The sequence below is a fragment of the Allobosea sp. TAF32 genome, from assembly GCF_052113585.1.
In the GTDB taxonomy this organism is placed as follows: domain Bacteria; phylum Pseudomonadota; class Alphaproteobacteria; order Rhizobiales; family Beijerinckiaceae; genus Allobosea.
The window spans coordinates 236,229-261,310 of record NZ_JBFRDM010000004.1; the positions used below are offsets into that span (position 1 = coordinate 236,229).

The following is a 25,082-nucleotide window of genomic DNA, read 5'->3' on the forward strand; positions in this document are numbered from 1 at the left end:
GGGAAACTGGCGCGGGCGACGGGGCTCGAACCCGCGACCTCCGGCGTGACAGGCCGGCACTCTAACCGACTGAGCTACGCCCGCGTTTTGCTGCGACGCGCGGTCGTCAGCAGGGTCTGGACCATGGCTAGGCCACGATGTCCGGGAAGGGCTGGTGGGCAGTGACGGGCTCGAACCGCCGACATCCTCGGTGTAAACGAGGCGCTCTACCAACTGAGCTAACCGCCCCCGGTGCTTGCCGTTTAAGGCCTGAAGCGTCGCATCGCAAGCGCCCCCCGTCGCTCGTGTGTGGACGAATCGCGGCTTCCGGCCGAATTCCGCCATCTTGATCGGCAGGCTGGCCGGGGTGAACGCATCTTTGCAGAATCGCTTCCGCTCGCGCTGCCGGCGGCCCCTTGCCGTCGCGGCTCTCGCAGCCGCTCTGGGGCTGGAGCCGGCATTGGCGCAAACGCTGCTCCCGGATTCCTTTTTTGCTGGCCGCCCGGCCTTCTCGCAACCCGAGCAACCGGGCCAACCGGCAAGTTGCGAAGACGTCGCCGGACAATTGCCCGGTTCGATCCCGCCAGATTCGCGTGTGGATATGGCGATCACCGGCACCGTGTCCTTGATTCAGACCGATGGGACGCTCTGGTATGTCGCTGTCTGCGCTGAACCCGGCATCCGCGTGCTGTGCGTGACCTACAGCGCCAACGATCTCAAATTGGGCGACAAAGCCCTCCTGCGAGGCGGATATAACCGTCAGGACCGCCGACACGTGCTGCTCGATCCCTGCCTCGCATCGCCTGACATGGGAGGGGGCACGCCTGAACCGTGAATGCCGGCGAAGGGATTTTTCCCCAGATGTGAATTTGCCGGCATCACGCGCTTGACACTTCCAGCCGGGGGCAATACTCACCACGTCGCTGACGGCGAATGCCTCAGCCGCCCAGCGCGGGCGTAGCTCAGTTGGTTAGAGTGCCGGCCTGTCACGCCGGAGGTCGCGGGTTCGAGCCCCGTCGCCCGCGCCATATAAATCAAGAGGTTAGTCGCTAATCTCTTGCTTCCGGTAGAAATTCCGGCCGACTCGGTTATAATTTTCGTCGCGTTTTGTTCTCGCGACGTTTGGCTCGGCCCCTCTCCTTATCGCATCCACTTCCCGCACTGTCGCCAGGTCGACCGGATTCTTCCGCAGTCGGGTGGAGGCAGCAAGGGTACTGGCGATCTTGGCCGACACCGCCTGAGGGTCGGCACCGCCCGCCGTCCCTCCGACAGGGCCCGACTGTCGCATGTCAGAAAACGCCCGATCGAGCGCCGCCGAACGCTCACGGGTCCGCGCCTGAACGCGCCCCGGTTGTTCGATCTCCGCCAGCTCCTCCGAGCAGACCATCTTGAAGCCCTCCTCGAACTCGAGCCCCACGGAATTCCCATGGTGCCGCGCGCGAAGACGCGGCACCACCGGCCTTTCCGGCTGCAACGGGCCCAGCTGTAGATGTCGTTGGAAAGTGCTCGTCCGCGCCTGCTGGACAAGTCTCCGTGAGCGGGGCTGACAGCCAGCGCCAGCGTCACGTTTGGGTCAGCTTTCGACAATAGCGCTGCCGGGTGGAACTCGCCCATTCTGGCGATGTTGGGCTTGGGGCGCCGGCCCGAGAAACTCCTGCTCCGGCGCATTTTTGAGGAATATCCCGCATTCGAGTTGATGAGGCAGACCATGGCTTTCGTTTTCGACGAGAAAACCGCACCCGATCTTGCGAACTGGCGGCAGAGCGTCAGGTTCTGGATGGTGGATGGGCCCAGGCGAGCGCCTTGCCAGATCGGGTTTTCCACGCTGCGCGAGCTCGGGCCTGAGAACCTCGAAAACGACAGGCAATGCCTCGCTCAATTTTATCTGCACTGTGCAATGATCGCGGCAGCGGCTGCGCGCCTGCTTTCCGCGGGGGCATCCGACGGCAGCTCGATCGTCCAGGTCATGCTCGCGAACTTGATCACCTGATCTCAGGGGCTAGGGCGACGGGCATTCGCCAGCAATTGCCGCTTGCGGCTTGCTCCTCCAGCGTTTGGTGGATTTCCGGCGGCCGGTCGTAGGGTTCGGTGCCGATGAACCTCGCCACGAGGCGGGGGCGGAAATCCCCGTCCATGCGGCTGCGACTACGCGCGTGCCTCAGCAAAAACGCGAGGGGCTAACCGCGCCATTCTTATAGCATTCCCAGAATTTTACGGTCCTTTCCTCGACAAGGGTTTGGGCTCGTCGGAACGGAACCCTCGGCAAATTCTGGAGGGATGCGCCGCTCTCGTTCGGCACCAGCTCGTCCGGCGCGGCTGCGAGACGATGAATGGTCCGCGGCGAAGGGGGCTTCAATAAGTCCCGCTGATCAGGTGAGATGGCTTCGTGCCGGCGAGGGTGCTGCTACGCGCCTTCGCGGTACCTTTTCCGCTCCACCCGATGACCAGCGAGAGGGATTTATCTTTGCGCCGCGACGTTGGAATCTCGCTCCTTCCCGGCACGGCCTCCGGGCCGGTCGTCGTGATGGGGGAGCCGTTGAGTTTCTGGGGCGGGGTCGATGCGGCCACGGGAACGGTGATCGACGTGCACCACCCGTCGCACGGCGTCTCGCTCGCCGGAGCCGTGGTGCTGATGCCGACCAGCCGCGGCTCCTGCTCGGGCTCGGGCGTGCTGCTGGAACTCGCGCTTTCCGGGCGCAGCCCCGCGGCTCTGGTCTTTGCCGGCCCCGAGGATACGCTGACGCTGGGCGCCATCGTCGCCGCGGAAATGTTCGGACATCCCATTCCGGTTATTCGCCTGCCGACAGAAGCGTTCGACGCGCTCTCTTCCGCGTCCGAGGCGCAGGTTATGTCGGACGCGGTCCTGGCCGATGGCGGGCGGCTCCATATCCCGCTTTCCGCCGCTGCGCATGGCGACCTGGAGCTGTCAGCCAGCGATCGCCGCTTGCTCACGGGCGGCGAAGGAGTGGCCGCACAGCAGGCCATGCGTATCGTCTGCGCCATGGCCCAACAGCAGGGCGCGACCGCGCTCGTCGATGTCACGCGGGCTCATGTCGATGGCTGCATCTATGCCGGACCGGCCAATCTGATCTTCGCCGAGAAGATGGAGGAGTTGGCAGCCCGCGTTCGCGTCCCGACGACCATGAACGCGATTTCGGTGGATCACGCCAACTGGCGCCGACAGGGCGTGGCGCCGGCGTTCGGCGAGCCTGCCGCGCACTTGGCCGATGCCTATGTCCGCATGGGCTGCCGGCCGAGCTTCACCTGCGCTCCCTATTCCCTGCCGGAGCCGCCCGGGCTGGGCGAGGCGATCGGCTGGTCGGAATCGAATGCGGTGATCTTCGCCAATTCGGTCTTGGGAGCCCGGACGGCGAAGCACCCCGATTTCCTGGACTTCTGCATCGCGGTCACCGGCCGCGCGCCACTTGCCGGGGCGTTCCTCGACGAAGGCCGGCGCGCCCGCCGTGCGGTTCGGGTGGATTTGCCGGAGGGGGCGGACAGCGCGGCCTGGCCGTTGATCGGCTATCTCGCCGGACTGGCCGCGCCGGATCGGGTCCCGTTGATCAAAGGGCTCGCGCAGGCGCGCCCGACGCGGGACGATCTCAAGGCGCTCTGCGCCGCGTTCGGTACGACCTCGGCGGCGGCCATGCTGCATATCGAGGGTATCACGCCGGAAGCGGACAGCCTCGGCAGCAGCCCCGAAGACGAGGTCGTCATCACGCGTGCTGCGCTGGCAGCCGGCTGGCGCCAGCTGAACGACGGGCCGGCAGGCATCGATCTCGTCGCGATCGGCAGCCCTCACGCCTCACCGGAAGAGTGCAGGGCCGTCGCCGAGCGGCTTGGCGGACACCGCCTTGCAGGCAATCTCTCCGTCATCATCACGACGGGCCGGGACGTCCTCGCCGCTGCCAAGGCCGAGGGGACCCTGGCAAGTCTTCGAGAGAGCGGCGTCGAGGTCATCCCCGATCTCTGCTGGTGCTCGATCACGCGCCCGGTCTTTCCGGAGAGGGCGAAGGTGGTCCTCACCAACTCCGGAAAATATGCGCATTACGGACCCGGGCTCTCGGGCTGCACCGTCAGGCTCGGAACATTCGAGGACTGCATCGAAGCGGCTCTCTCCGGCGCCGCGCCAGCGCGTTTGCCGCGCTGGCTGTCCTGAGCCGGTCCGCGTGCCGCTGCTCGCCAGTCCTGCGCCGCGGGACGCGTGGTCGCGTCCCGCCACATAGCTAGGTTCGATCCGCGTTCCGCTCAGCTGCCCTGGCGGCCGGCGATCTGCGGCACGAACATGTCGCTCCACTTGGCGGGCTTCACCTTGATCGAGCCGGCCTTGTGCATGAACTCGGCGAATTTCATCACGCCCTCGGGCGTCGCGGTGAAGCGCGAATCCTTGTCTTCGATCATCTGCTGCACCTCGGCGGCGTCGACCTTGACCTTCGAGCTCTTGGCGAAGATCTCGGCGGCAAGCTTCTTGTCCTTGGCGATGAGGTCGTTGGCGTCGTCCATCGCGTCGATGAAGGCCTGGGTCATCTTAGGGTTGGCATCGACGAACTTCTTCGGCGCGAACGTGACGTCGAGCGTCAGATTGCCGAGATAATCGACCGAGTTGAGTACGCGGTGGATGCCGGGGCTCTTGGCCTCGATGTACTGGAAGGGCGGCGAGGTGAAATGCGCCTTGATCTCGGTCTTGCCGCCGATCAGGGCCGCGAGCGCCTCCGGATGCGGCAGGCTCACCGTCATCGGGTCCATCTTGGCGTAGTTGGCGTCGCCGAATTCCTTGGCCGCGATCATCTGCAGCACGACGGCGGCGAGCGAGGTCTTGATGCCGGGCAGGGCGATCTTGTCAGTCCCGGTGAAGTCCTTGAGCGACTTCAGCTCAGGCTTGTTCGACATCAGCCAGAGCGAGGTCGAACTCATGCCGGAGACGCCGACAACCTCGACGCCCGGGATGCCCTTGGCCTTGGCCCAGAGCGTGACGAAGCCCGGTGCGCCGGTGCCGGCGAAATCGAGCGTGCCGGCCATCATCGCGTCGTTGATGACGTTGCCGCCGTCGAGCATCAGCCAGGTCACCTTGACGTCGCCGAGGCCCGCGGCCTTGGCGCGCTTCTCCAGGAACTGCTGGTCCTGCATCACGATGAGCGGCAGGTAGAGGATGCCGAAGCCCTTGGAGACGCGGACCTCGCTCACCTCGGCGCGGGCCGGGGCGGTGAGTGCCGCGCCGAGCGCTGCGACGGTGAAGGCGCTGCGCAGGAATGTCTTGAATGCCATAGGTGTTTCCCTCCGAGTGACGGCCGTTCGGCCTTGTGGATATGAACAGTCAGTGCTGCATGCCCCAGCGCCGGATCGTCTTGCGCTCGATGGTGGCGAAAATGACGTTCTCGACGAAGAGGCCGATCAGGATCACCGTGAACAGGCCGGCGAAGACATTCGCCGTCTCCAGCTGGTTGCGGTTCTCGAAGATGAACCAGCCGAGGCCGCCGGAGCCCGACGAGACGCCGAAGACCAGCTCGGCTGCGATCAGCGTGCGCCAGGCGAAGGCCCAGCCAACCTTGAGGCCGGTCAGGATCGCCGGGAAGGCGGCCGGGATCAGGATGAGCCGCACCAGCTTCAGGCCCCGCAATCCGTAATTCTGCCCGACCATGCGCAGCGTGTTCGAGACCGAGCGGAAGCCGGCATGGGTATTGAGCGCGATCGCCCAGAGCACGGAATGGACGAGCACGAAGATCACGCTGCCGGTGCCCAGCCCGAACCAGATCAGCGCCAGCGGCAAAAGCGCGATCGCCGGCAGCGGGTTGAACATCGATGTCAGGGTTTCCAGCAGGTCCGCGCCGATGCGCGATCCGATGGCCAGCGTCGTCAGCAGGGCGGCGAGTACGATGCCGATGCTGTAGCCGATGATCAGCGTCTGCAGCGACACCAGCATGCGCTGCGGGATGACGCCGTTGACGATGTTCTCGACGAAGGCCGTGACGGTCTGGCCGAAGGTCGGGAACAGCAGGGGATTGCCGAGCCAGCGGCCATAGGCCTCCCAGGCGATGGCGAGGACGGCGAGGATAAGGCCCTTGCGGACGAAGCCGAGGCGGTAGATCCGCTCGGCCCAGCCGATGGTCTTGGCGACGACGGGGGCGTCGCTGGAATTGACGTCGCGGATGATTTCCGGGCGGAAGCTGACGAGGTCGGTCATGTCGGTCTCCTCCGGTTCAATGATGCGCGAAGAGCATGTCGTTGATGCGGGTTTCGAGCGCGGCCTGCTTGCCGGTGCCCATCTCCTCGGGCGGCACGCTGTTGAGCTCGGCCTTGACCTCGCCGGGATGTGGCGAGAGCAGCAGGATGCGGGTGCCGATCTTGATCGCCTCCTCGATCGAGTGGGTGACGAAGAGCACGGTGAACTTGGTGTCGTCCCAGAGCCGCAGGAGTTCGTCCTGCATCTTGCGGCGGGTGAGGGCGTCGAGCGCTGCGAAGGGCTCGTCCATCAGCAGGACGTCGGGCTCCATCGCCATGCCGCGCGCGATGGCGACGCGCTGCTTCATGCCCCCGGACAGCATATGCGGATAGCTGTCGATGAACTTGGAGAGGCCGACCTTGTCGATATAGGAGCGGGCGCGCTCCTCGGCCTCGGCCTGGGTGGCGCGGCCGGAAGCCGTCAGCGCGAAGACGACGTTCTCGCGTACCGTCTTCCAGGGCAGGAGCTGGTCGAATTCCTGGAAGACCATCATGCGGTCGGGACCGGGGCCGGAAACCTTGCGGCCCTTCAGGCTGATCTCGCCCTCGACCGGCGTGAGATAGCCGCCGATCGCCTTGAGCAGGGTCGACTTGCCGCAACCGGACGGGCCGAGCAGGACGAAACGGTCGGACGGATAGACGTCGAAGGAGACGCGGCGCGTCGCGGTCACCACCACGTCGGGCGTCTTGTATTGCAGCGTCACGCCCTCGACCGAGAGGAGCGGAGTCGCAGAAGCGGCGTCGAACGGGGCTAGCATGCACCCTCCCATGTCTCGTTTCCATGCGCACTTATGGGCGCTTGCGAGATGGGATAGCCTAGTAAGCTGACGTGAACCTGACTGGCGCCGCCCGGCGGGTCGGAGCGCGTCCAGGGAGGTCAATCCGCTTGCGCGTGCTCGTCGTCGAAGACACCGCCGATATCGCCGAGGCCGTGGTGATGCGGCTCGAGAAGATTGGCCACGCCGTCGATTGGGAGCAGGACGGCGTTACGGCGGCCGAACTGCTGGCGGTGCAGGCCTATGACCTCGTCATCCTCGACCTCAGCCTGCCCGGACAGGATGGGCTCGCGGTTCTCCGTCAGATGCGGGCGCGGCGGCTGGCAACGCCGGTGCTGGTGCTCACAGCGCGCTCGGCTGTGGACGAGCGCATCGGGGCGCTCGATCTCGGCGCCGACGACTATCTGGTCAAGCCCTTCGATTATGGCGAGCTCGAAGCGCGGGCGCGAGCACTGCTGCGGCGCAGCGCCGGGCAACCCGACAATCTGCTGCGAGTCGGGCCGCTCGCGATCGACCGGGCGGGGCGGGTCGCGACCATCGCCGACCGGCCGCTCAACCTGACGCGCCGCGAGCTGACCGTGCTCGAAATCCTCGCCGCCCGGCCCGAACGGATCGTGCCGAAAGAGGAGCTCGTCGAGCAGCTCTTCAATTTCGACCAGGAGCCGAGCCCCAACGCGGTCGAGCAATTCGTCGCGCGGCTGCGCCGCAAGCTTGCCGACACGCCGGTCGAGATCCGGACCCTGCGCGGATTGGGCTACCAGCTTGCGGTGGTCTGAGCTTCGCCTTTCGCTGCGCTTCCGCATCATCGCCGTCCTCACGGCGGTGCTGGCGGCGGGAGCGGTCGTGCTCGGCCTTGCGGCCTGGCATTCGGCCTCTCTGGCGGCGCGTCAGGCCTATGACCGGCTGCTCGCCGGCGGGGCAGTGCAGATCGCCGAGAACGTCTACGTCCAGGGCGGGGTAGTGACGCTCGATCCGCCCGTTTCCGCGATCGCGACGCTCGCGGCCTATGACCTCGTCTTCTACAAGATCGTCGATCCCCGTGGCGTCGTGGTCGCGGGCTACGACGATCTCGCTTCGGAGGCCGATCCCGCGGATATCCGCGCCGGTGTGGTCCTTGAGGACGGCCTCTATCAGGGCCAGCCGGTACGCATCGCCACCCTGGCCCGGCAGATCGATCTTCCCGGAACCAACAACTGGGCGACCATCGTCGTCGCGCAGACGACCGAGGCGCGGCGCGCGCTTGCCCGCGACCTGACGCTCAAGGCGCTCGGCGTCATCACCGTTATGAGCCTGCTCGCCCTTCTCGCGACGGGCTATGCCGTGACACTGGCGCTGAAGCCGCTGACGCGCATCGAGCGCGAGATCGCAAACCGCCGGCCCGACGATCTCAGGCCGATCGCGGCCGAGCCTCCGGCGGAAATCCGGAATCTCGTCGAGGCGATAGACGACTTCATGCGCCGCCTGTCCGAGCGCATGGCGATCATGCAGCGCTTCATCGCCGACGCCGCCCATCAGATCCGCACGCCGCTGGCGGCGCTCGATGCCCAGGTCGAAATCCTGCTCGCGACGCCCGCATCACGGCGCAAGGCCGACACCGTCAAGCGAATCCATGAACGCACGGCAGAGCTCGGCCGCCTCACCGGGCAGTTGCTCGACCATGCGATGGTGATTCACCGCAAGGATGCCGCCGCCGCGGCAGCGGTCGATCTCAACCAGCTGGCCAAAGCCGTTTTGGCCAAGACGGTGCCGCTCTCGCTGCCCCGCGAGGTCGACATCGCCTTCATCCCGGCCGAGCCGCCGCCAATCGTGAATGGCGATGCGGTGAGCCTGCGCGAAGCTCTGGGGAACCTGATCGACAATGCATTGAAGCACGGTGCCGACAGCCGGCTTGTCGTGACCGTGGGCGAAGACGCAGAGCACCTCTGGGTCGACGTCGCCGATGATGGCGACGGATTTCCGGAGCCGTCCGCGGAGCTGTTCCGCCCTTTCGCGAAGGGCGCTGCCTCCAGCGGTTCGGGGCTGGGGCTGTCCATCGCGCTGGAGGTCGCGAAGGCTCATGGCGGAGAACTTGCGGTGCGACGCGAGGGCGGGATGACGCGGGCGCGCCTCATCCTTGCGCGGACATGACCGGCGCTCGAACGGCCGCGCGTTGATCGGCCGGTTCAGTCGAATTCTTTGCGGAACTTCTCGCTCACTGTTGTTGCCGAGCGGAAGCGCCCGATCGAGAACGGCTCCAGAGGGGTCGGCGTCCCACCGTCGAGGATCATCTCGCTCAGGCAGAGCCCCACGCCGGGGCCGATCTGGAAGCCATGGCCGCAGAAGCCGAAGGCGTGGAACAGCCCAGGCGTCGTCTCGCTCGGGCCGATCACCGGGATCATGTCGGGCAGATAGGCCTCGATCCCCGACCAGACGCGGATGACATGGCATTGCGCGAGCATGGGCGCGACGCGCGCCAGCGCCTTCATCGCGGCGAGCGTCTTGAGCGGCGGCACGGGCGCGCGGTTCGCCAGCGGGTCGGCGGCCGTGCGCGGATAGCCGGCGAGAATGATGTTGCCGCGCGGAATCTGGCGGAAGATGACCGAGCCGTCGATCGCCTGGACGGAAGGCTCGATCAGATAGGGGAAGGGTTCCGTCACGAACTGAGGCGGGCCGGCGGGAAACAGCGGCGCCGTTTCGCCGAAGCGCTCCGCGATCTCCAGCGCCCAGGCACCGGCGCTGTTGACGAGCGCGCCGCAGCTCAGAGTCCCGCCATCCGCGAGCGCCAGCACGAAGCCATCGCCCGAACGATCGATCGAGGCGACGCGCGTGTTCTCGCGAATGACGGCCCCATGCCGCGCTGCGGCGCGCACGACGGCGGGCGTGGCAAGGCGCGGATTGGCGGTGGCGTCACGGGCCGAGTAGGTGGCGGCGACGGCACGCTCGGTCAGCCAGGGCCAGCGCCTCCTCAGATCGGCGGGGCCGACGCGCTCGATGGCGAGGCCATAGGATTCGGAGATTTTGGCGTAGCCTTCGAGCCTGGCGTGCTCCTCCTCGTCATAGGCGAGGTAGAGGTGCCCGGTCTGCTCGAACTCGCAGTCTTCGCCGATCAACGCTTCAAAATCCTCCCACAGCGCCTGGGAGCGGAGCGAGAGGGGGTACTGGCCGGGAAATCGTCCCTGGAGGCGCAGATTGCCGAAGTTGACGCCGCTCGACTGGGCGCCGACGACGCCCTTCTCGATCAGGGTCACGCGCTGGCCGCACCGTGCCAGGAAGTAGGCGGTCCAGGCGCCGATGAGCCCGCCGCCGACGATGGCGACATCCGTCGTGGGCCCGTTCATGCCGCATCTCCGGCTGCCGCGAGCGCGATCGGCTTGACCGGCGCCTGGCCACGCAGCCGCCCGGCTGCGACGCCGTCGCCACCGGCACCGGCCGCGACGATCTCCTGCAGGGCCGGGCCGCAGACGCGGCCTTGGCAGCGCCCCATTCCGCAACGTGTCATCGCCTTCACCCGGTTGACCTCGATCGGGCCGAGCTCCTTCGCCATAGCCGAGCGGACCTCGCCGATGGTCACGTTCTCGCAGCGGCAGAGGGTCACGGAATCGGGCAGGCCTGCGATTTGTGCCTTCGGCCAGGCGAAGGCGCGCGCAAGCCCGCGCTGGAAGTCGCGCAGGCGCTCGACCCGTCGTGCCAGTGCGCGTGCGGCGTCGATTTCTTGGGCCTGCCCGAGATCGGACAGGATCGCATGGGCGGCCAGAGCCCCGCTTGCCTCAGCGGCATCGGCGCCGCCGATCCGCACGCCGTCGCCGGCCAGATAAAGGCCCGGCCGCGACCGGCCCATTCCGTCGATCACCGGCAGGAACAGCCTAAAATCGGCGTCGTAAGCGAATTGCGCCCCGGCCAGGTCGGCAAGCTGCGTTTCGGGCTTCAGGCCATAGCCAAGCGCCACCGCGTCGCAGGCGAAGCGGCGCTCGCGTCCGCCGGTGTCGCGCAGCACGAGCGCCTCGACACGGTTCCGGCCCTCGATTGCGATCGGCGTCACCCCATGCAGCATGGCGGTTCCTGCTTGCAGCGACGCTGCCATATACCAAAGCCCGCGGAGCAGGGTGCGCGGCGCTCTCAGCAATGCCGGAAAGGCGGCGAGCTTGGCCGCAAACGGGGTGGTGTCCGCGATGACGGCGATCTCAGCGCCCATGTCGCGATACTGCTTGGCCGCCAGCGCCAGCAGCGGCGAGGCGCCGAGGAAAGCGACGCGGCTCCCGATCAGACAACCCTGATCCTTGAGCGCCACCTGTGCGCCGCCGAGGGTGAAGACACCCGGCAGCGTCCAGCCGGGCAGGGGAGCGATACGGTCCATCGCGCCGCTCGCGATCAGAAGCTTGTCGAAGGACAGCGCCTCGGCCTTGCCCTCGTGCAGGAGATGCAGCTGGTTGCCGTCGATGGCCCATACCAGCGTGCGCGGGCGATAGTCGATTGCGGGGAGGAGCGCTTCGAAACGGCTGTGCAGCGCGGTGTAGCGCTGCGCTTCCGAGCCCATCAGGCGGTTCATGTCCAAGGCGAGGTCTTCGGACGGGCGGCGATAGCCTTGCCCACCCGCCCTGGCCCCCTCATCGATCAGAATGGGCCTCAGCCCTTTCGCGCACAGCACCTCGGCAGCGCCGATGCCGGCCGGGCCGGCGCCGATGATGACGATCTCAGCCATGAATGGCGGCCATCGGCTGCGGCTCGGCGAACAGGATCATGCCGTCGGAGACCGGCGTGGTGCAGGCCCTGATCCGTCCGCCTTCCGCGCTCCAGACCCAGCAGTCCTGGCAGGCGCCCATGAGGCAGAAGCCGGCGCGCGGCTCGCCGCCGAACTCGAGCCGGCGGATCAGTGCGCCGCTTTCGAGCAGCGCTGCAAGAACGCTGTCGCCCGCCGTCGCCGTTATGGTCGTGCCTTCGAAGCTGAGCGTCGCCTGCTGTCCGGCGCGCACCGCCACGCGGCGGAACTGGGGCTTCGGAGCGTCCATGCGAATCCTGATAGATTATTTCAATGCAATAAATTCTCTTGAATAATGATAAGTCGGCAGTCGGGCTGTCAAGCGCTTCCTCGGCGCTGCTCAGACGCGGGAAATGGCGTGGGCGGTTGCGATGACGAGCGAGGAGAAGCGCGCAACGACCTCGGCATGGCTGTAACGCGACGTCGAAGTGGCGATATTGACGGCGGCCTCCGGGTGACCGTAATGATCGACGATCACGGCCGCTATCGAGGCATCACCGAGATAGACCTCTTCAAAGGCGGTGGCGTAGCCCTGGGCCGCCGACTGGCGCAGCTTCTCGCGCAGCGCCTCGCGCTGCCAGGTGGTCGAAGGGGTGTGTTGCTTGAGGTCGGACGCATCGATGATCGCCATCGCCTCCTCCTCGGGCAGGCGCGACAGCATGGCGATGCCCGGCGCCGTCGCATAGGCCGGCATCCGTGTGCCGATGATGACGTCGGTATTCAGCACGTGCCGGCTGAGGAAGCGTGAGACGAAGATGATCTCGGTCCCGTCCCGCACGGTCAGGTTGATGGTCTCCTCCGTCTCCTTGCTGAGATGCATGAGATAGGGCATCGCCCGGTCGAGCAGGCGGCTGCTGCGCACGAAATGGTAGCCGAGATCGAGCGTCTTGGCGGTCAGTTCGAAGCGCTTGGTCTGCGCATCCTTCCTGAGATAGCCGAGCTTGGTCAGCGTATGCGTAAAGCGCTGCGCGGCGCTGAGGTCCATGCCGGTTTCGGACGCGACCTGCGACAGGTTCAGTGTCTGGTGCTGGCGTCCGAAGGCGGAGAGCACCCGGAACGCCTTCTCGACCGAATTGACCATCAGCACGTCGTCCTTGCGGCCGGCTCCTTCGCCTGCCGCGGCTGCGCGCTTGCGGCCGTTCTGTCTCGCTTCGGGCATCGTCATCGGGGCCAGCTCTCCTGAATCGATCAATGGCTGTGACCGACGGCCTTGACAAGGTGGCGCAACTTCGTCGACTATTCAATAGAAGTTATCGTATAGAAATAAACATTCATCGGAGAGCGTCATGAAGGATTCCGTTCTGGTCGAGGTGCGCGGCGCGGTCGGCATCCTGACCCTCAACCGCCCGCAGGTCCTCAACGCCTGGAATGCGCCGATGCGCGCCCGCCTCGTCGAGGGGCTGGAGGAGCTGGAGGCGAACCAGGCGGTGCGCGCCATCATCCTCACCGGTGCGGGCGATCGCGCCTTCGGCGCCGGCCAGGACCTGAACGAGACCAAGACTTTCGATGCCGACCGGGCCGAAGTCTGGATGGGCGAATGGGAGCGCCTCTACGACCGGATTCGTTCGCTCTCGAAGCCGATCATTGCGGCGCTGAACGGCGTTGCAGCCGGCTCTGCCTTCCAGGTCGCGCTGCTCTGCGACCTGCGTATCGGCCATGACGGCGTCACCATGGGCCAGCCCGAGATCAATTCCGGCATCGCCTCGGTCACCGGTCCCTGGATCATGAAGGAGATGATCGGGCTTGCCCGGACGATCGACCTGACCCTGACCGGCCGCATGATGGATGCCGACGAGTGCTTCCGCATCGGCCTGATCAACCGGATCGTGCCGAAGGAGAAGGTCATGGAGGCAACGCTTGCCCTGGCCGATGAACTCGCGGCGAAGGCGCCGGTCGCCATGCGGCTCAACAAGGCCCGCTTCCGCGAGGTGACCGAGGAGAGCTTCCGCGAGTGTCTCGCCGCCGGCATCCGCACGCAGCGCGAGGCCTACGCCTCCGGCGAACCGGCGCGGATGATGGAAGAGTTCCTCGCCAAGCGCGCTGCGCGCAAGAGCGCCTGAAGGCCAGAGCGCCTGCTGATCTGACCACCCATGGGGAAATGCGGAAAACCGCTTGAAGGGGAGAAGACGATGAACAAAACCACGAATCCGACGAGGCGTACCCTGCTGCAGCTCGCTGGCGGCGCTGCCGCCGGCGCGCTCGCGGCGCCCTATCTCATCGGCACGGCCAGGGCGGCGACCCAGATCACCGTCGCCGATCCCGGCGGCCCGTTCGGCCTGGCCTTCCGCAAGGCTTTCTACGATCCCTTCGAGAAGGCGACCGGCAACAAGGTGGTCAACGTCGCCCGCGAAGCCGAGCCGACCGCCCAGTTCAAGGCGATGGTCGAAACCAAATCCTATACCTGGGACGTCTGCACGCTGACGCTCTCGGCCCGCGATATCCTGAAGGCGCAAGGGTTGCTCGATCCGATCGGCTTCGCCCATGCCGACGTGCCGAAGCTGATGCCGCAGGCGATCTCGCCCGAATTCATGGGCACCGACGTCTATTCGACGATCTTCGCCTACCGGACCGACAAGGTGAAGAACGCGCCGGCGAGCTGGACCGACTTCTTCAATGTCGAGAAGTTCCCGGGCCGGCGCTCGATGCGCAAGAACCCGATCGACAGCCTCGAGCAGGCCCTGCTCGCCGACGGCGTGCCGCTCGACAAGCTCTACCCGCTCGATGTCGAACGCGCCTTCAAGGTGCTCGACAAGATCAAGCCGCATATCGCGGTCTGGTGGACCGGCGGCGCCCAGTCGACGCAGCTCCTGCAGAGTGGCGAGGTCGACATGACCACGGGCTGGAACGCCCGCCTTCAGGCGGCGATTGATGGCGGCGCTCCGGCCAAGATCATCTGGAACCAGGGCCTCTATTCGATCGAGGGCTGGGGTCTGCCGAAGGGGGGGCCGAAGGCGGATGTCGCCCGCCAGTTCGTCCGCTTCTGCTCGGACCCGAAGGCGCAGGCGGTCTTCACCGACGCCCTGGCCTATGGCCCGACCAACCTCGACGCCTATCAGACGATCCCCGCCGAGCGCGCCAAGGTCCTGCCGACCTCGCCGGAGAACCTGAAACTGATGGCCATCGCCAATGAGGATTGGTGGAGCGCCAACCGCGCCAAGGTGAGCGAGCGGTTCAACTCCTGGCTCCTGACCTGATGGCGATGGCGACGAGCGCCGCGATGACCATGACCCAAACAAGAACCGCCAAGCTCGTCGTCGAGGGCCTGTGCAAGCGCTACGGCGCGACCACGGCCCTCGAGCCCAGCTCGCTCAGTGTCGCCGAGGGCGAGTTCCTGACTTTGCTGGGGCCTTCGGGCTCCGGCAAGACGACGCTGCTGCAGCTCATCTGCGGGCTGGTCGAGGCGAGCGAGGGCAGGGTCGTCATCGATGGCCGGGACCAGTCGGCCATGCCGGTGCATCAGCGCGATATCGGCCTCGTCTTCCAGCATTATGCGCTGTTTCCGCATCTGACGGTGGCGGAGAACATCGCCTTTCCGCTCAAGATGCGTGGGCGCCCGGGCGCGGAGATCGCGAAGCGTGTCTCGGAAACCTTGGAGATGGTGCATCTCGGGCATCTCGCGGGGCGCTTCCCGCGCGAATTGTCCGGTGGCCAGCAGCAGCGCGTCGCGCTGGCACGCTGCTTCGTCTACCAGCCCTCGATCATCCTGATGGACGAGCCGCTCGGCGCACTCGACAAGAAGCTGCGCGAGCACATGCAGATCGAGATCAAGCGCCTGCACCGCGAGAGCGGCGCCACCATTGTCTATGTCACGCATGATCAGGAGGAGGCGCTCGCGATGTCTGACCGCATTTGCCTGATGAACCATGCCAAGATCGAGCAGCTCGGCACACCGCGCGAGATCTACGAGCGACCGCGCACCGCTTTCGCCGCCGATTTTATCGGCATTTCCAACATCTTCCGCGGCCGCTGGGACGGCAACGGCTCGCTTGAAACGGCGCATGGCCGCTTCGCCTTGCCGCGCGGGGCGCATTGCGAGAGCCAGGATGCGGCGCTGGTGATCCGGCCCGAGAACCTGCGCCTCGGCGCGCTGGACGAAAACGCTGTGAACGGGCGGGTCTGCGAGATCGTCTATGCCGGCTCCGAGACGCGCGTCATCGCCACGCTCAAGGATGGCGGTCAGCTCGTGTTGCGCCTCGGCCCCGACGATGCGGTGCCGACGATCGACGAGGTCATTGTCGCCGGCTGGCCACGCGACAAGGCGGTGCTGGTCGCATGAGCGCCGTGAGCATCAGCAGCGCGCCGGCGCGCACGAGCAGGCTGCGCCCCAATGCCCTCTGGCTGGCGGTGCCCGGCATCCTGTTCCTCGCGGTCTTCTTCGTCTGGCCGGTCGCGCAGCTCCTCGGCCTGAGCATCGTCGACCCGGAGAGCGGAGCTTTCTCGGCGGGCTCCTATCAGCGCATCGCCGCGACCGACGTCTATCTGCGCGTGCTCGGCATCACCTTCCGCATCGCCGGCTGGACGGCGCTGTGGTCGCTGCTGATCAGCTATCCGCTCGCTTACTGGCTGGCGCGCCTGCCCGATATGTTCCGGGGGCGGATGCTGCTTTTCGTCATGGTGCCGTTCTGGACGAGCTATCTCGTCAAGACCTTCGCCTGGATGCTGATCCTGGGCCGCAGCGGCGTGATCAACTCCCTGCTGACCGGCTCGCATGTGGTCGACCAGCCGCTGTCGCTGATCAACAACCAGTTCGGCGTCATGGTCGGCATGGTCCACGCCATGGTTCCGTTGGCGGTGCTGACCATGCTGCCGGTGATGGCCGGCATCGACCGGCGCCTCGTTCAGGCGGCGCAGACGCTGGGGGCCGCCCCGGTGCGCGCCTTCTGGCTGGTCTATTTCAAGCTCTCGCTGCCCGGCGTGGCGGCGGCGGGGCTGCTCGTCTTCATCTCCTCGCTCGGTTTCTTCATCGTCCCGGCCTTCCTCGGCGGGCGCCAGGAGACGATGCTCGCGCAGCTCATCATTACGCAGGTGCAGGAGCTGCTGAACTGGTCCTTCGCCGGGGCGCTCTCCGCGATGATGCTGGCGGCGGCTCTGATTTCCTGCGTTGTCTACGACCGGATCTTCGGGCTCTCGACCATCGCCGGCGGCTCGGCTCAGGTCGGCACCGGCCGTATTCGCGACCTCGGCCTGGCGATTCTCTCCGCCATCGCGGCGGTGGTGGGGCGGCTCGCGGAGTTCGCACGCTCGCTGCTCGGCAAACGCGTCTGCGCGATGCTGCTGCCCGGCTTCTGCTGGCTCGTCATCGCCTTCCTGGTGTTGCCTACGCTGCTCGTCATCCCGCTGGCCTTCACCTCCTCGCAGTTCCTGGAGTTCCCGCCGCCCGGCTATGGGTTGAGCTGGTTCCAGACCTATTTCAGCTCGCCTTTGTGGATTCAGGCGACGATCCGCTCTTTCGCGGTTGCCTTCGTCACGGCCCTCGCGGCGACAGCGATCGGCGGCTTCACGGCGCTGGCTCTGGCGAACAGCCGCACCCGCTGGGCCGGGCTGATCTTCGCCTTCTTCCTCGCGCCGATGATCGTGCCGCGCATCGTCATCGCCGTCGGGTTGTTCTACCTTTTCGCGCGGCTGGGGCTGATCGCGACCGATCTCGGCCTCGTCATCGGTCACACGGTGCTGGCGATTCCCTTCACGCTCGTCACCACCGCCGCCGTGCTGAAGACCTATGACCAGCGCCTCGATCAGGCGGCGGCGACGCTCGGCGCCAACCGGGTGCGGACGCTGACGGGCGTCACCATCCCGTTGGTCAAGGGCGGCCTCGTCGCCGCCTTCCTCTTCGCCTTCATCACCTCCTTCGACGAACTGACCATCGCGATCTTCGTCTCGGGCGGCATCAAGACGACGCTGCCCAAGCAGATGTGGGACGACATGATCCTGCAGCTCAACCCGACGCTCGCGGCGGTGTCCGTCGTGGTCTTCGTCGTGGTGACGGCGATGCTGCTCATCGCGGAACGCTTCCGCTCCTCTTCCCGACACGACTGACCGACGAACATGACGCCCCCCGACGAAAACGGCTTCGTGAGCCTTCTGACAGCGCATGCCAAGGCGCAGCCGGAGCGCGTCTATGCGCGCTTCTGCGGCGAGCCCGTGACTTATGCCGAGATCGAGCGGCGCTCGGCCGCCTTCGCCGGACATCTGCGAGCGCGCGGCATCGTGGCCGGCGATCGGGTCGCCGTGATGATGCGCAATTCGATCGCGGCCATCGCAGTGGTCTTCGGCCTCGCCCGGGCCGGCGTCGCCTGGGTGCCGGTCAACGCCCAGCAGCGCGGCGAGGGGCTGCGCTATCTTCTGACCCATTCGCAACCACGCCTCGTCGTCGCCGATGCCGAGCTCGTGCCGGAGATCGCCGAGGCGATGGCGTCGGAAGCGGAGCTGCCGCGGCTCGCGCATGCGCCGGGCGGCGAGCTCGATGCGGTTCTGACCGGCACCGACGTCTTCGAGGATCCCGCGCCGCCGGCCGATGCGGTTTTCGCGATCATGTACACCTCCGGGACGACCGGGCGGCCGAAGGGCGTGATCGTCTCGCACCGCATGCTGCGGCTCGCGGCGGAGAGCGTCGCGCTGCTGTCCGACGCGAAGCAGGATGACGTCTTCTTCGTCTGGGAGCCGCTCTACCATATCGGCGGCGCGCAGCTCCTGCCCCTGCCGATGATCCGAGGCATCACGCTCGCCATGGTCGAGCGATTCAGCGCCAGCCGCTTCTGGGATCAGGTCAGGGCGGAGGGTGCGAGCCATATCCACTACCTCGGCGGCATCCTGCAAATCCTGCTCAAGCAGCCGGCTTCGCCGCGCGATCGCGAACATGGCGTGCGCATCGCCTGGGGCGGCGGCTGTCCCGCCGACATCTGGCCTGCGTTCCGCGATCGCTTCGGCATCGATATCCGCGAATGCTACGGCATGACCGAAGCTTCCAGCCTCACGACCTGCAATGTGACCGGTGCCGTGGGATCGGTCGGAACGCCGATGCCGTGGTTCACGGTGAAGCTGCAGGATGCCGAGGGCAGGGCGGTCACCACCGGCGAGCGCGGTGAGATCGTGATCGAGACCAGCATCCCCGGCGCGATCTTCCCCGGCTATCTCGACAATCCGGAGGCGACGGCGAAGGCCCTGCGCGCGGACGGCTTCCACACCGGCGATCTCGGCTCCTTCGATGCCGACGGCAATCTCTATTTCCATGGCCGGATGACCGACAGCGTGCGCTGCAGGGGCGAGAACGTCTCGGCCTGGGAGGTCGAGCATGTCGCGGCCGAGCATGAGGCGGTCGAGGATTGCGCGATGATCGGCGTCGCCGCCGATGTCGGCGAGCAGGACATCAAGCTCTTCATCAAGCCGCGCGGCGGCGCCGTCATCGATCCGCAAGCGCTGTCCGGCTGGCTCGGCCAACGCCTCGCGCCCTACCAGAACCCGCGCTACATCGCCGTCGTCGACGAGTTCGAACGCACGGCGAGCCAGCGCATCATGAAGCATAAGCTCTCACCTCGGCTCGATGATTGCTGGGACAGGGCGGCGATGGCAATCGGGCGCTGAGATGGCTGGCTGCGATATCCTTGTTTCCGGAACCGGCGGCTTTGCTGCGCGCATCGCCTTCGACATCGCCGCGACGGCCGACGAGCCTGTCGAGGTTGTTATCGCCGGCCGCAATCGCGAGCGCCTGAACTGGCTGCGGACCGCTGCGAATGCCCGCGCGGCGCTGTTCGGCAAGAAGGCGCGCTTTACCACCCATGCGGTGGACCTGCTTGCTCCGAACGCCTCGGACGAGATGCTCGCGGAGACCGGCCCGCGAATCGTCGTCCAGGCTGCCTCGATCCAGACCTCGCAGGTGATCGCCCAGAGCGGCAATGCCTGGACGCAGCTCGTGGCCGAGGGCGGCCTGAGCGCCACGGCGGTGTTCCAGGCGCTGCTCTCGTCGCGCGTCGCTGCGGCGATCACGCGCGCCGGCAAGCCGGTGACACTGGTCAATTGCGGCTTTCCCGACGTGGTCAACGGCATGATCCGCGCGATGGGCCATGACGTCGCCTGCGGCATGGGCAATGTCGCGATCCTGTCCAACGTCTTCGCCGGTTCGGCCGCCACGCCAGCGGGAAGCGAGGTCGAGGTTCTCGCCCACTACCAGAACCTCGCTGCCTGGCGCCGCCGGCCGGAAGATCGGGGTGGGCGGCCGCCGCGCGTCTGGCTGGACGGTGCTGAGGTTGCGGACGTCTACGCGCGCTTCGCAGACATCCAGCTCACGCCCGAACCGGTCATCGAGATCTCCGGCGCGAGTGGCGTCCCGATGCTGCTCGCCATGGCCGCTGGCCGCTCCTGGCGCGGGCATGTGCCGGGGCCGAACGGCCTGCCCGGCGGCTATCCGGTCCGGCTCGTCGATGGCGCGCTCGAACTCGACCTTCCGGCGGGCATCACAGAAGCCGAAGCCGTCGCCTGGAATGCGTCGTTCGAGCAGGAAAACGGTCTCGTCGTCTCGCCTGAAGGCAAGGTCGTCTTCACCGGCATTCTCGGCGGCAGGCTCGCCGAACACTGCCCCGCTCTTCGCGACGGCTTCGCGGTGCAGGAGCTCGAGGCGGTGTGCGAGGAACTGCTTGAGCTGCGTTCGGCCCTGATGCAGAGGGCTTAGCGCGCGTCAACTCGCCAGCGCGCCGCGAAGCAGGCTCGCGGCGAGCGCCAGCATCATGACGCCGATCGCGAGATCCAGGATGCGCCACGCTGCCGGCTTGGCGAAGAGCGGCGCCAGGAAGCGAGCGCCGAAGCCCAGCGAAGCGAACCAGGCGAAGCTCGCGCTCGCCGCTCCGGCCATGAACGGCGCGCGCTCGACAGGAGGCAGGCTCGTCCCGACGGCGCCCATCAGCATGACCGTGTCGATATAGACATGCGGGTTGAGGAAGGTGAAGGCCGCGGTGCCCGCAAGTGCGGCACCGAGACTGACACCCACCTGCTGATCGACGATGAGTGCGGTTGGGCTGGCTGCCCGACGCAGCGCCGAGACACCGTACCAGGCGAGGAAGGCAGCGCCGCCAAGGCCGAGAGCCAGCGACAATCCCGGAACGACCGCCAGCACGCTGCCGAGGCCGCTCACCCCCGCGACGATCAGGCAGGCATCGGCCGCTGCGCAGAAGAGGACGATGGGCCAGACATGCTCGCGCTTCAGCCCCTGTCGGAGCACGAACATGTTCTGGGCGCCGATGGCGATGATGAGGCCGGCGGAGAGGGCAAAGCCCTTGGCGAAGGCTGGCAGGAGAGCGCTGGTCATGCGGGCTTGATGCGCCCGGCCACCAATGTAGTCTAACTAAATTCTCTTACGACGATTTAGGAAGACTAATGCTCGACTATCAGGCGCTGGCAGCAGTCGCCGCCGTCGCGCGCGAAGGCAGTTTCGAGAAGGCGGCGGCGGCGCTGGGCGTTACGCCGTCGGCCGTCTCCCAGCGCGTAAAAGGACTCGAGGAAAGGCTCGGAGCGATCCTCCTGACGAGAGGCACGCCTTGCCGCCCCACGGAGATCGGCGCCAGGCTGTGTGCCCATGTCGAGCAGGTCCGGCTCATCGAGACCGAAGTCGTCGGCGCTCTGCCCGGGCTGACGGCCGGTCCGGAAACCGGCTCCTATGCGATGCGTGTCGCGGTCAACGCCGACAGCGTCAGCACATGGTTTCCCCGGGCAGCAGCTCAATTTGCGGCTGAAACAGGTGGCTTGCTCGATCTTGTTCTGGACGACGAGGCCCATACTGCCGAGCGGCTTCGCACTGGCGATGTCCTGGCGGCGGTGACGGCGGACCCGGCCCCCGTCGTCGGCTGCAGAATTCATCCGCTCGGCATCGTCGAATACCTGGCCGTGGCCAGTCCGGTATTTGCGAGCAGGCATTTTCCGGCGGGCGTCGATGCATCGAGCTTGCAGCGCGCGCCGATGATGCGCTTCGACCGTCGCGATGAACTGCAGTCTCGATGGGCGCGGGAGGCATGGGGAGCGACGATCTCGCCGCCCATTCACTGGACGCCATCGACCCAGGGCATGCTGGACATGACGCTTGCCGGGCTTGGATGGTCGATGGCCCCTGTGTCTCTCGCGAGCCCGCTGGTTGCCGCCGGCCGCCTCATCGAGCTGCCGCCTCAGAGGCGGATCGAGGTTGCGCTTTACTGGCAGCGCACACGATTGGCGGCCCGGCTGCTCGACCAGCTCACACTGGCGGTCCGAACCGTTGCGGCGCAGGAGCTTGGACCCGCTGACAGAGCCCAAGAGCCCGCTAGAAAATTCACTGAGCCCTCATCCTGAGGAGCCATTCCCTTGGGAATGGCGTCTCGAAGGATGCTCCAGGAGGCTCCTGAACCCTCTCGACTATCCTTCGAGACGCGCCTTACGGCGCTCCTCGGGATGAGGGCTGGAGTTTCCAGACGGTCTCTAACTGACGCGCGCATGGAAGCCGGCTGACACATCGCTGTTTGCCGCATGTCAAAGACGACGATTGGGCCTGACAACTAAACAAGGGCTCAATTGAACGTCGACTGGAGCCGCGCCATGCAGGCCACGCCATATCGAGACGAGCGGCTGCCGCGTTACACCAGCTACCCGACAGCCCCTCACTTCCACGCGGAAGTGGACGGGCCATCCTATGCGAAGTGGCTGAAGACGCTTGCGGCCGGGACGACCACGTCGCTCTACCTGCACGTCCCGTTCTGCCGCTCGATGTGCTGGTATTGCGGTTGCCACACCACGGTGGCGCTGCGCAACGGCCCGATCATCGACTATCTCGCAGCGCTGCGCGGCGAAATCGCTTTGGTGGCCGAGCACCTTTCCTCTCCCGTCGACGTGCGTCACATCCATTTCGGCGGCGGCACCCCGACGATCCTCGAGCCGGCGGATTTCGTCGCGCTGGTCGGATTGCTGCGCCGGCATTTCACCGTCCACCCCGACGCCGAGATCGCGGTGGAGATCGATCCGCGCCGCCTCGAACCGCCCATGGCTGCCGCCTTGGCCGCTGCCGGCGTGAACCGCGCGAGCCTCGGAGTGCAGAGCTTCGACCCTGCCGTGCAGAAGGCGATCAACCGCATCCAGAGCGTCGAGCAGACCGCCGCCGTGGTCGCGGGGCTTCGCGAGGCGGGAATCGGCGCCATCAGCTTCGACCTGATCTACGGCCTGCCGCAGCAGACGCTGCAATCCTGCCTCGACACGGTCGAGCAATGCCTGGCGATGCCGCCCGACCGCTTCTCGATTTTCGGCTACGCCCATGTGCCGGAATTCAAGAAGCGCCAGCGCCGGATCGCCACCGAGGACCTGCCCGGCGGACCTGCGCGGCACGAGCAGGCGGAGGCAATGGCGCGCAGCCTCGCCGCGGCCGGCTATGTCCGCATCGGGCTCGATCATTTCGCCCGGCCGGACGATGCGATGGCCCGGGCGCTGCCGGAAGGCCGGCTCCGCCGCAACTTCCAGGGCTACACAACCGATCCCTGCGAGGCGCTGATCGGCTTCGGGGCATCGGCGATCGGGCACCTGCCGCAGGGCTATGTCCAGAACGAGGTGGTCACCGGCCGCTATGCGGAGCGCATCGCCGAGAGCGTGCTGCCCACAGCCAGGGGCTACCGCTTGAGCGCCGAGGACCGTCTGCGGGCGGAACTGATCGAGCGCGTGATGTGCGATCTCGCAGTGGATATCGACGCGGTCTGCGCGCGGCACCCTGTCGATCCCCAGGTGCTGACCCCTGCGCTGCGCGCCCTCGATCAATTGGCGTCGGAGGGGGTGGTCGACTTCGACGGCAGCCGCGTGCTGCTCCCGGAGAATGCGCGCCTGTTCGTGCGCAAGGTCGCGTCGGTTTTCGATGCCCATGTCGAACAGTCGCCGCGCCGCTACAGCCGGGCCGTCTAGGCGTTCTCCGCCATCGCCATCACGCTATTCGGGGGGGCCCGCCGCGGTCATCGCGCGCATCTGGCTGCCGAGCTTGGCTGCTCTGGGCGCGTGTGCTCGTCGGCATGTCCGCGCTCAGGATGGCGAAGCGCCGTCGGCCGCCGCTGGCTCGCCTTCGTCGGCATTTGTCGGGTTGCGCACCAGCCGCGGCGCCGTCGCGTCAAGGAGCGGCAGCGCTGCCGCGCCGAGCGCTGCGGTGAATTGGCCGGTGGCGCCGCGCTGGACACGCGGGACAGAGCGATCGCCACGCCTCGCCACCGAGAGCGGCAACGGCCCGGCTGCCGCGATCAGTGCATCGATGATGCTGTCCGGCATCGCGCCGCCAAGCACAATGGTCTCCGGATCGAACAGATTCTCCAGCAACCCCAGCACTGGAGCGAGCAACGACCCCGCCTGCGCGATCCAGCCCGTCACGACGGGATGCCCCTCGGCATGGAGGCGCGCGATTCCGTCGGCATCGATCTGGTCGATGCCGGCGCGGCGCAAAGCGTCCCGCAGCGCCGCCGGCGAAACATAGCGTTCCAGGCAGCCCTGGCGGCCGCAGATGCAGGCCTCGCCATGCGGCACCACCGGAATATGGCCGATCTCGCCGGCATTGCCGAAGGCGCCGCGATAGGGCTCGCCGTCGAACATCAACCCAAGGCCGAGACCGAGGCCGAAATAGACCAGGCAGAAATGCCGCAGATTGCGGCCGATCCCGTAGAGATGTTCTCCGACGGCGGCAGCGGTAGCGTCGTTTTCGATGGTGACCGGGGTGCCGAGCGCCGCGCTCATCAGCGCCGTGACATCATGACCGGTCCAACCCGGCAGCGCCGTCGAGCCGACGGTGAGCGTGCCCTCGAAATCGAAGGGGCCGGGCATCACGACCCCGCAGCCGAGCAGTCGCTCCGGCAGCCCTGGCGTCGCCCGCGCCCGCGCCAGCTCCGCCGCAGCAAGTGCCTGCACCGCCTCCACCGCGAGGTCGGGGAGGGGGGCGACGCGCTGCGCCCTGACGTCCCCGGACAGGTCGACCAGCACCGTGGTGATGTGGTCCGCGGCGATTTCCATGCCGGCGGTCAGGCCACCATCGGCATTGATCGCGAACTCGACCGGCGGCTGGCCCCGCGCCGTGCGCCGGCGGCCCAGCTCGATCAGATATCCCTCGTCCAGCAACTCGGCGACGATGTTCGAGACGGTCTGGGCGGTCAGCCGGGTCAAGTGGGCGATGTCCGAGCGGCCGAGCCGGCCATGCTGTCGCAAGGTCTCGAGCACAACGCGGCGGTTGTGGTGGCGCGCCCGCTCGGGGTTGGCGCCGAGGGCGGCACTATGCGCTGGGGAAGGCTTGCGGTGAGGCATCGGGAACCAAGCTTCTTCGTCTGGCCAAGCTGCGACGGCTATTAATTCAATTCAAGTGAATTAATAGGTTGACAGCGATCCGGTGCCGGGAAAAGCATGGC

At 66.8% G+C, this 25,082-nt stretch carries 23 protein-coding genes and 3 tRNA genes; 14 read left to right on the top strand and 12 right to left on the bottom strand.

Annotated features, from left to right (window positions below):
• Positions 1 to 7: 7 nt before the first annotated feature.
• Both AB4Z16_RS11105 and AB4Z16_RS11110 read right to left on the bottom strand, forming a co-directional pair.
• Positions 8 to 84 (bottom strand) — tRNA-Asp (locus AB4Z16_RS11105).
• A gap of 68 nt (positions 85 to 152) precedes the next feature.
• Positions 153 to 228, bottom strand: a tRNA-Val gene (locus AB4Z16_RS11110).
• A gap of 97 nt (positions 229 to 325) precedes the next feature.
• Between AB4Z16_RS11110 and AB4Z16_RS11115 the strand changes: the two genes are divergently transcribed.
• Positions 326 to 814, top strand: coding sequence for a hypothetical protein (locus AB4Z16_RS11115; RefSeq protein ID WP_441511403.1), 489 nt, complete (start codon positions 326 to 328; stop codon positions 812 to 814).
• Positions 815 to 930: 116 nt separating this feature from the next.
• Positions 931 to 1,007, top strand: a tRNA-Asp gene (locus AB4Z16_RS11120).
• A gap of 14 nt (positions 1,008 to 1,021) precedes the next feature.
• On the opposite strand, the gene AB4Z16_RS11125 is transcribed toward AB4Z16_RS11120, so the two are convergent.
• A complete protein-coding gene (locus tag AB4Z16_RS11125) occupies positions 1,022 to 1,396 on the bottom strand; it encodes a hypothetical protein (protein ID WP_441511404.1) in 375 nt (124 codons plus the stop codon).
• A 291-nt stretch (positions 1,397 to 1,687) separates the two neighbouring features.
• Between AB4Z16_RS11125 and AB4Z16_RS11130 the strand changes: the two genes are divergently transcribed.
• Together AB4Z16_RS11130 and lhpI are read left to right on the top strand one after the other, a co-directional pair.
• Positions 1,688 to 1,969: a DUF1488 family protein gene (locus AB4Z16_RS11130; RefSeq protein ID WP_441511405.1), complete on the top strand. Its 282-nt coding sequence runs from the start codon at positions 1,688 to 1,690 to the stop codon at positions 1,967 to 1,969.
• Between the two features lie 450 nt (positions 1,970 to 2,419).
• Entirely contained in the window at positions 2,420 to 4,138 is a 1,719-nt protein-coding gene (gene lhpI, locus AB4Z16_RS11135) for a cis-3-hydroxy-L-proline dehydratase (RefSeq protein WP_441511406.1), read from the top strand.
• 89 nt (positions 4,139 to 4,227) lie between these two features.
• Here lhpI and AB4Z16_RS11140 read toward each other — a convergent pair whose 3' ends face one another.
• The 3 genes from AB4Z16_RS11140 to AB4Z16_RS11150 are packed head-to-tail and all read right to left on the bottom strand — an operon-like array spanning position 4,228 to position 6,956.
• Positions 4,228 to 5,244 carry an ABC transporter substrate-binding protein gene (locus AB4Z16_RS11140; RefSeq protein WP_441511407.1) on the bottom strand — a complete coding sequence of 339 codons (1,017 nt, stop codon included), beginning with the start codon at positions 5,242 to 5,244 and terminating at the stop codon, positions 4,228 to 4,230.
• Positions 5,245 to 5,293: 49 nt separating this feature from the next.
• Positions 5,294 to 6,160, bottom strand: a complete 867-nt coding sequence (locus tag AB4Z16_RS11145) for an ABC transporter permease (RefSeq protein WP_441511408.1) — start codon at positions 6,158 to 6,160, stop codon at positions 5,294 to 5,296.
• A 16-nt stretch (positions 6,161 to 6,176) separates the two neighbouring features.
• Positions 6,177 to 6,956 (bottom strand): ABC transporter ATP-binding protein, encoded by a 780-nt coding sequence (locus AB4Z16_RS11150; protein ID WP_441511409.1) that lies wholly within the window; start codon positions 6,954 to 6,956, stop codon positions 6,177 to 6,179.
• 128 nt (positions 6,957 to 7,084) lie between these two features.
• Between AB4Z16_RS11150 and AB4Z16_RS11155 the strand changes: the two genes are divergently transcribed.
• A complete protein-coding gene (locus tag AB4Z16_RS11155; protein ID WP_441511410.1) occupies positions 7,085 to 7,750 on the top strand; it encodes a response regulator in 666 nt (221 codons plus the stop codon).
• Positions 7,737 to 9,101 (top strand): sensor histidine kinase, encoded by a 1,365-nt coding sequence (locus tag AB4Z16_RS11160; protein WP_441511411.1) that lies wholly within the window; start codon positions 7,737 to 7,739, stop codon positions 9,099 to 9,101. Before AB4Z16_RS11155 ends, AB4Z16_RS11160 begins: the two co-directional genes overlap by 14 nt.
• Before the next feature lie 35 nt (positions 9,102 to 9,136).
• Here the strand turns inward: AB4Z16_RS11160 and AB4Z16_RS11165 are convergent, their stop codons facing one another.
• The 4 genes from AB4Z16_RS11165 to AB4Z16_RS11180 form a co-directional block, all read right to left on the bottom strand.
• Positions 9,137 to 10,291 carry an NAD(P)/FAD-dependent oxidoreductase gene (locus tag AB4Z16_RS11165; RefSeq protein WP_441511412.1) on the bottom strand — a complete coding sequence of 385 codons (1,155 nt, stop codon included), beginning with the start codon at positions 10,289 to 10,291 and terminating at the stop codon, positions 9,137 to 9,139.
• On the bottom strand, positions 10,288 to 11,652 hold the full coding sequence (locus AB4Z16_RS11170; RefSeq protein ID WP_441511413.1) for an FAD/NAD(P)-dependent oxidoreductase: 1,365 nt from the start codon (positions 11,650 to 11,652) through the stop codon (positions 10,288 to 10,290). Before AB4Z16_RS11170 ends, AB4Z16_RS11165 begins: the two co-directional genes overlap by 4 nt.
• On the bottom strand, positions 11,645 to 11,959 hold the full coding sequence (locus AB4Z16_RS11175; RefSeq protein WP_441511414.1) for a (2Fe-2S)-binding protein: 315 nt from the start codon (positions 11,957 to 11,959) through the stop codon (positions 11,645 to 11,647). The genes AB4Z16_RS11170 and AB4Z16_RS11175 overlap by 8 nt, the downstream gene beginning before the upstream one ends.
• Positions 11,960 to 12,049: 90 nt before the next feature.
• A complete protein-coding gene (locus AB4Z16_RS11180) occupies positions 12,050 to 12,874 on the bottom strand; it encodes an IclR family transcriptional regulator (protein WP_441511415.1) in 825 nt (274 codons plus the stop codon).
• 121 nt (positions 12,875 to 12,995) lie between these two features.
• On the opposite strand from AB4Z16_RS11180, the gene AB4Z16_RS11185 reads away from it, so the two are divergent.
• The 6 genes from AB4Z16_RS11185 (at position 12,996) to AB4Z16_RS11210 (ending at position 20,374) form a co-directional block, all read left to right on the top strand.
• On the top strand, positions 12,996 to 13,769 hold the full coding sequence (locus AB4Z16_RS11185) for an enoyl-CoA hydratase/isomerase family protein (protein ID WP_441511416.1): 774 nt from the start codon (positions 12,996 to 12,998) through the stop codon (positions 13,767 to 13,769).
• 69 nt (positions 13,770 to 13,838) lie between these two features.
• A complete protein-coding gene (locus AB4Z16_RS11190; RefSeq protein WP_441511417.1) occupies positions 13,839 to 14,903 on the top strand; it encodes an ABC transporter substrate-binding protein in 1,065 nt (354 codons plus the stop codon).
• Positions 14,904 to 14,926: 23 nt separating this feature from the next.
• A complete protein-coding gene (locus AB4Z16_RS11195) occupies positions 14,927 to 15,985 on the top strand; it encodes an ABC transporter ATP-binding protein (protein ID WP_441511418.1) in 1,059 nt (352 codons plus the stop codon).
• Positions 15,982 to 17,745, top strand: coding sequence for an ABC transporter permease subunit (locus tag AB4Z16_RS11200; protein WP_441511419.1), 1,764 nt, complete (start codon positions 15,982 to 15,984; stop codon positions 17,743 to 17,745). Before AB4Z16_RS11195 ends, AB4Z16_RS11200 begins: the two co-directional genes overlap by 4 nt.
• 36 nt (positions 17,746 to 17,781) lie before the next feature.
• Positions 17,782 to 19,290, top strand: coding sequence for a class I adenylate-forming enzyme family protein (locus tag AB4Z16_RS11205; protein ID WP_441511420.1), 1,509 nt, complete (start codon positions 17,782 to 17,784; stop codon positions 19,288 to 19,290).
• A gap of 1 nt (position 19,291) precedes the next feature.
• Positions 19,292 to 20,374 (top strand): hypothetical protein, encoded by a 1,083-nt coding sequence (locus tag AB4Z16_RS11210; protein ID WP_441511421.1) that lies wholly within the window; start codon positions 19,292 to 19,294, stop codon positions 20,372 to 20,374.
• Between the two features lie 6 nt (positions 20,375 to 20,380).
• Here AB4Z16_RS11210 and AB4Z16_RS11215 read toward each other — a convergent pair whose 3' ends face one another.
• On the bottom strand, positions 20,381 to 21,007 hold the full coding sequence (locus AB4Z16_RS11215; protein WP_441511422.1) for a LysE/ArgO family amino acid transporter: 627 nt from the start codon (positions 21,005 to 21,007) through the stop codon (positions 20,381 to 20,383).
• 68 nt (positions 21,008 to 21,075) lie between these two features.
• Here AB4Z16_RS11215 and AB4Z16_RS11220 point away from each other — a divergent pair, with 68 nt between their 5' ends.
• Both AB4Z16_RS11220 and hemN read left to right on the top strand, forming a co-directional pair.
• Positions 21,076 to 22,020 (top strand): LysR family transcriptional regulator ArgP, encoded by a 945-nt coding sequence (locus AB4Z16_RS11220; RefSeq protein WP_441511423.1) that lies wholly within the window; start codon positions 21,076 to 21,078, stop codon positions 22,018 to 22,020.
• 243 nt (positions 22,021 to 22,263) lie between these two features.
• Entirely contained in the window at positions 22,264 to 23,607 is a 1,344-nt protein-coding gene (hemN, locus tag AB4Z16_RS11225; protein ID WP_441511424.1) for an oxygen-independent coproporphyrinogen III oxidase, read from the top strand.
• Between the two features lie 114 nt (positions 23,608 to 23,721).
• On the opposite strand, the gene AB4Z16_RS11230 is transcribed toward hemN, so the two are convergent.
• Positions 23,722 to 24,981 carry an ROK family transcriptional regulator gene (locus tag AB4Z16_RS11230; RefSeq protein ID WP_441511425.1) on the bottom strand — a complete coding sequence of 420 codons (1,260 nt, stop codon included), beginning with the start codon at positions 24,979 to 24,981 and terminating at the stop codon, positions 23,722 to 23,724.
• Positions 24,982 to 25,082 lie beyond the last annotated feature (101 nt).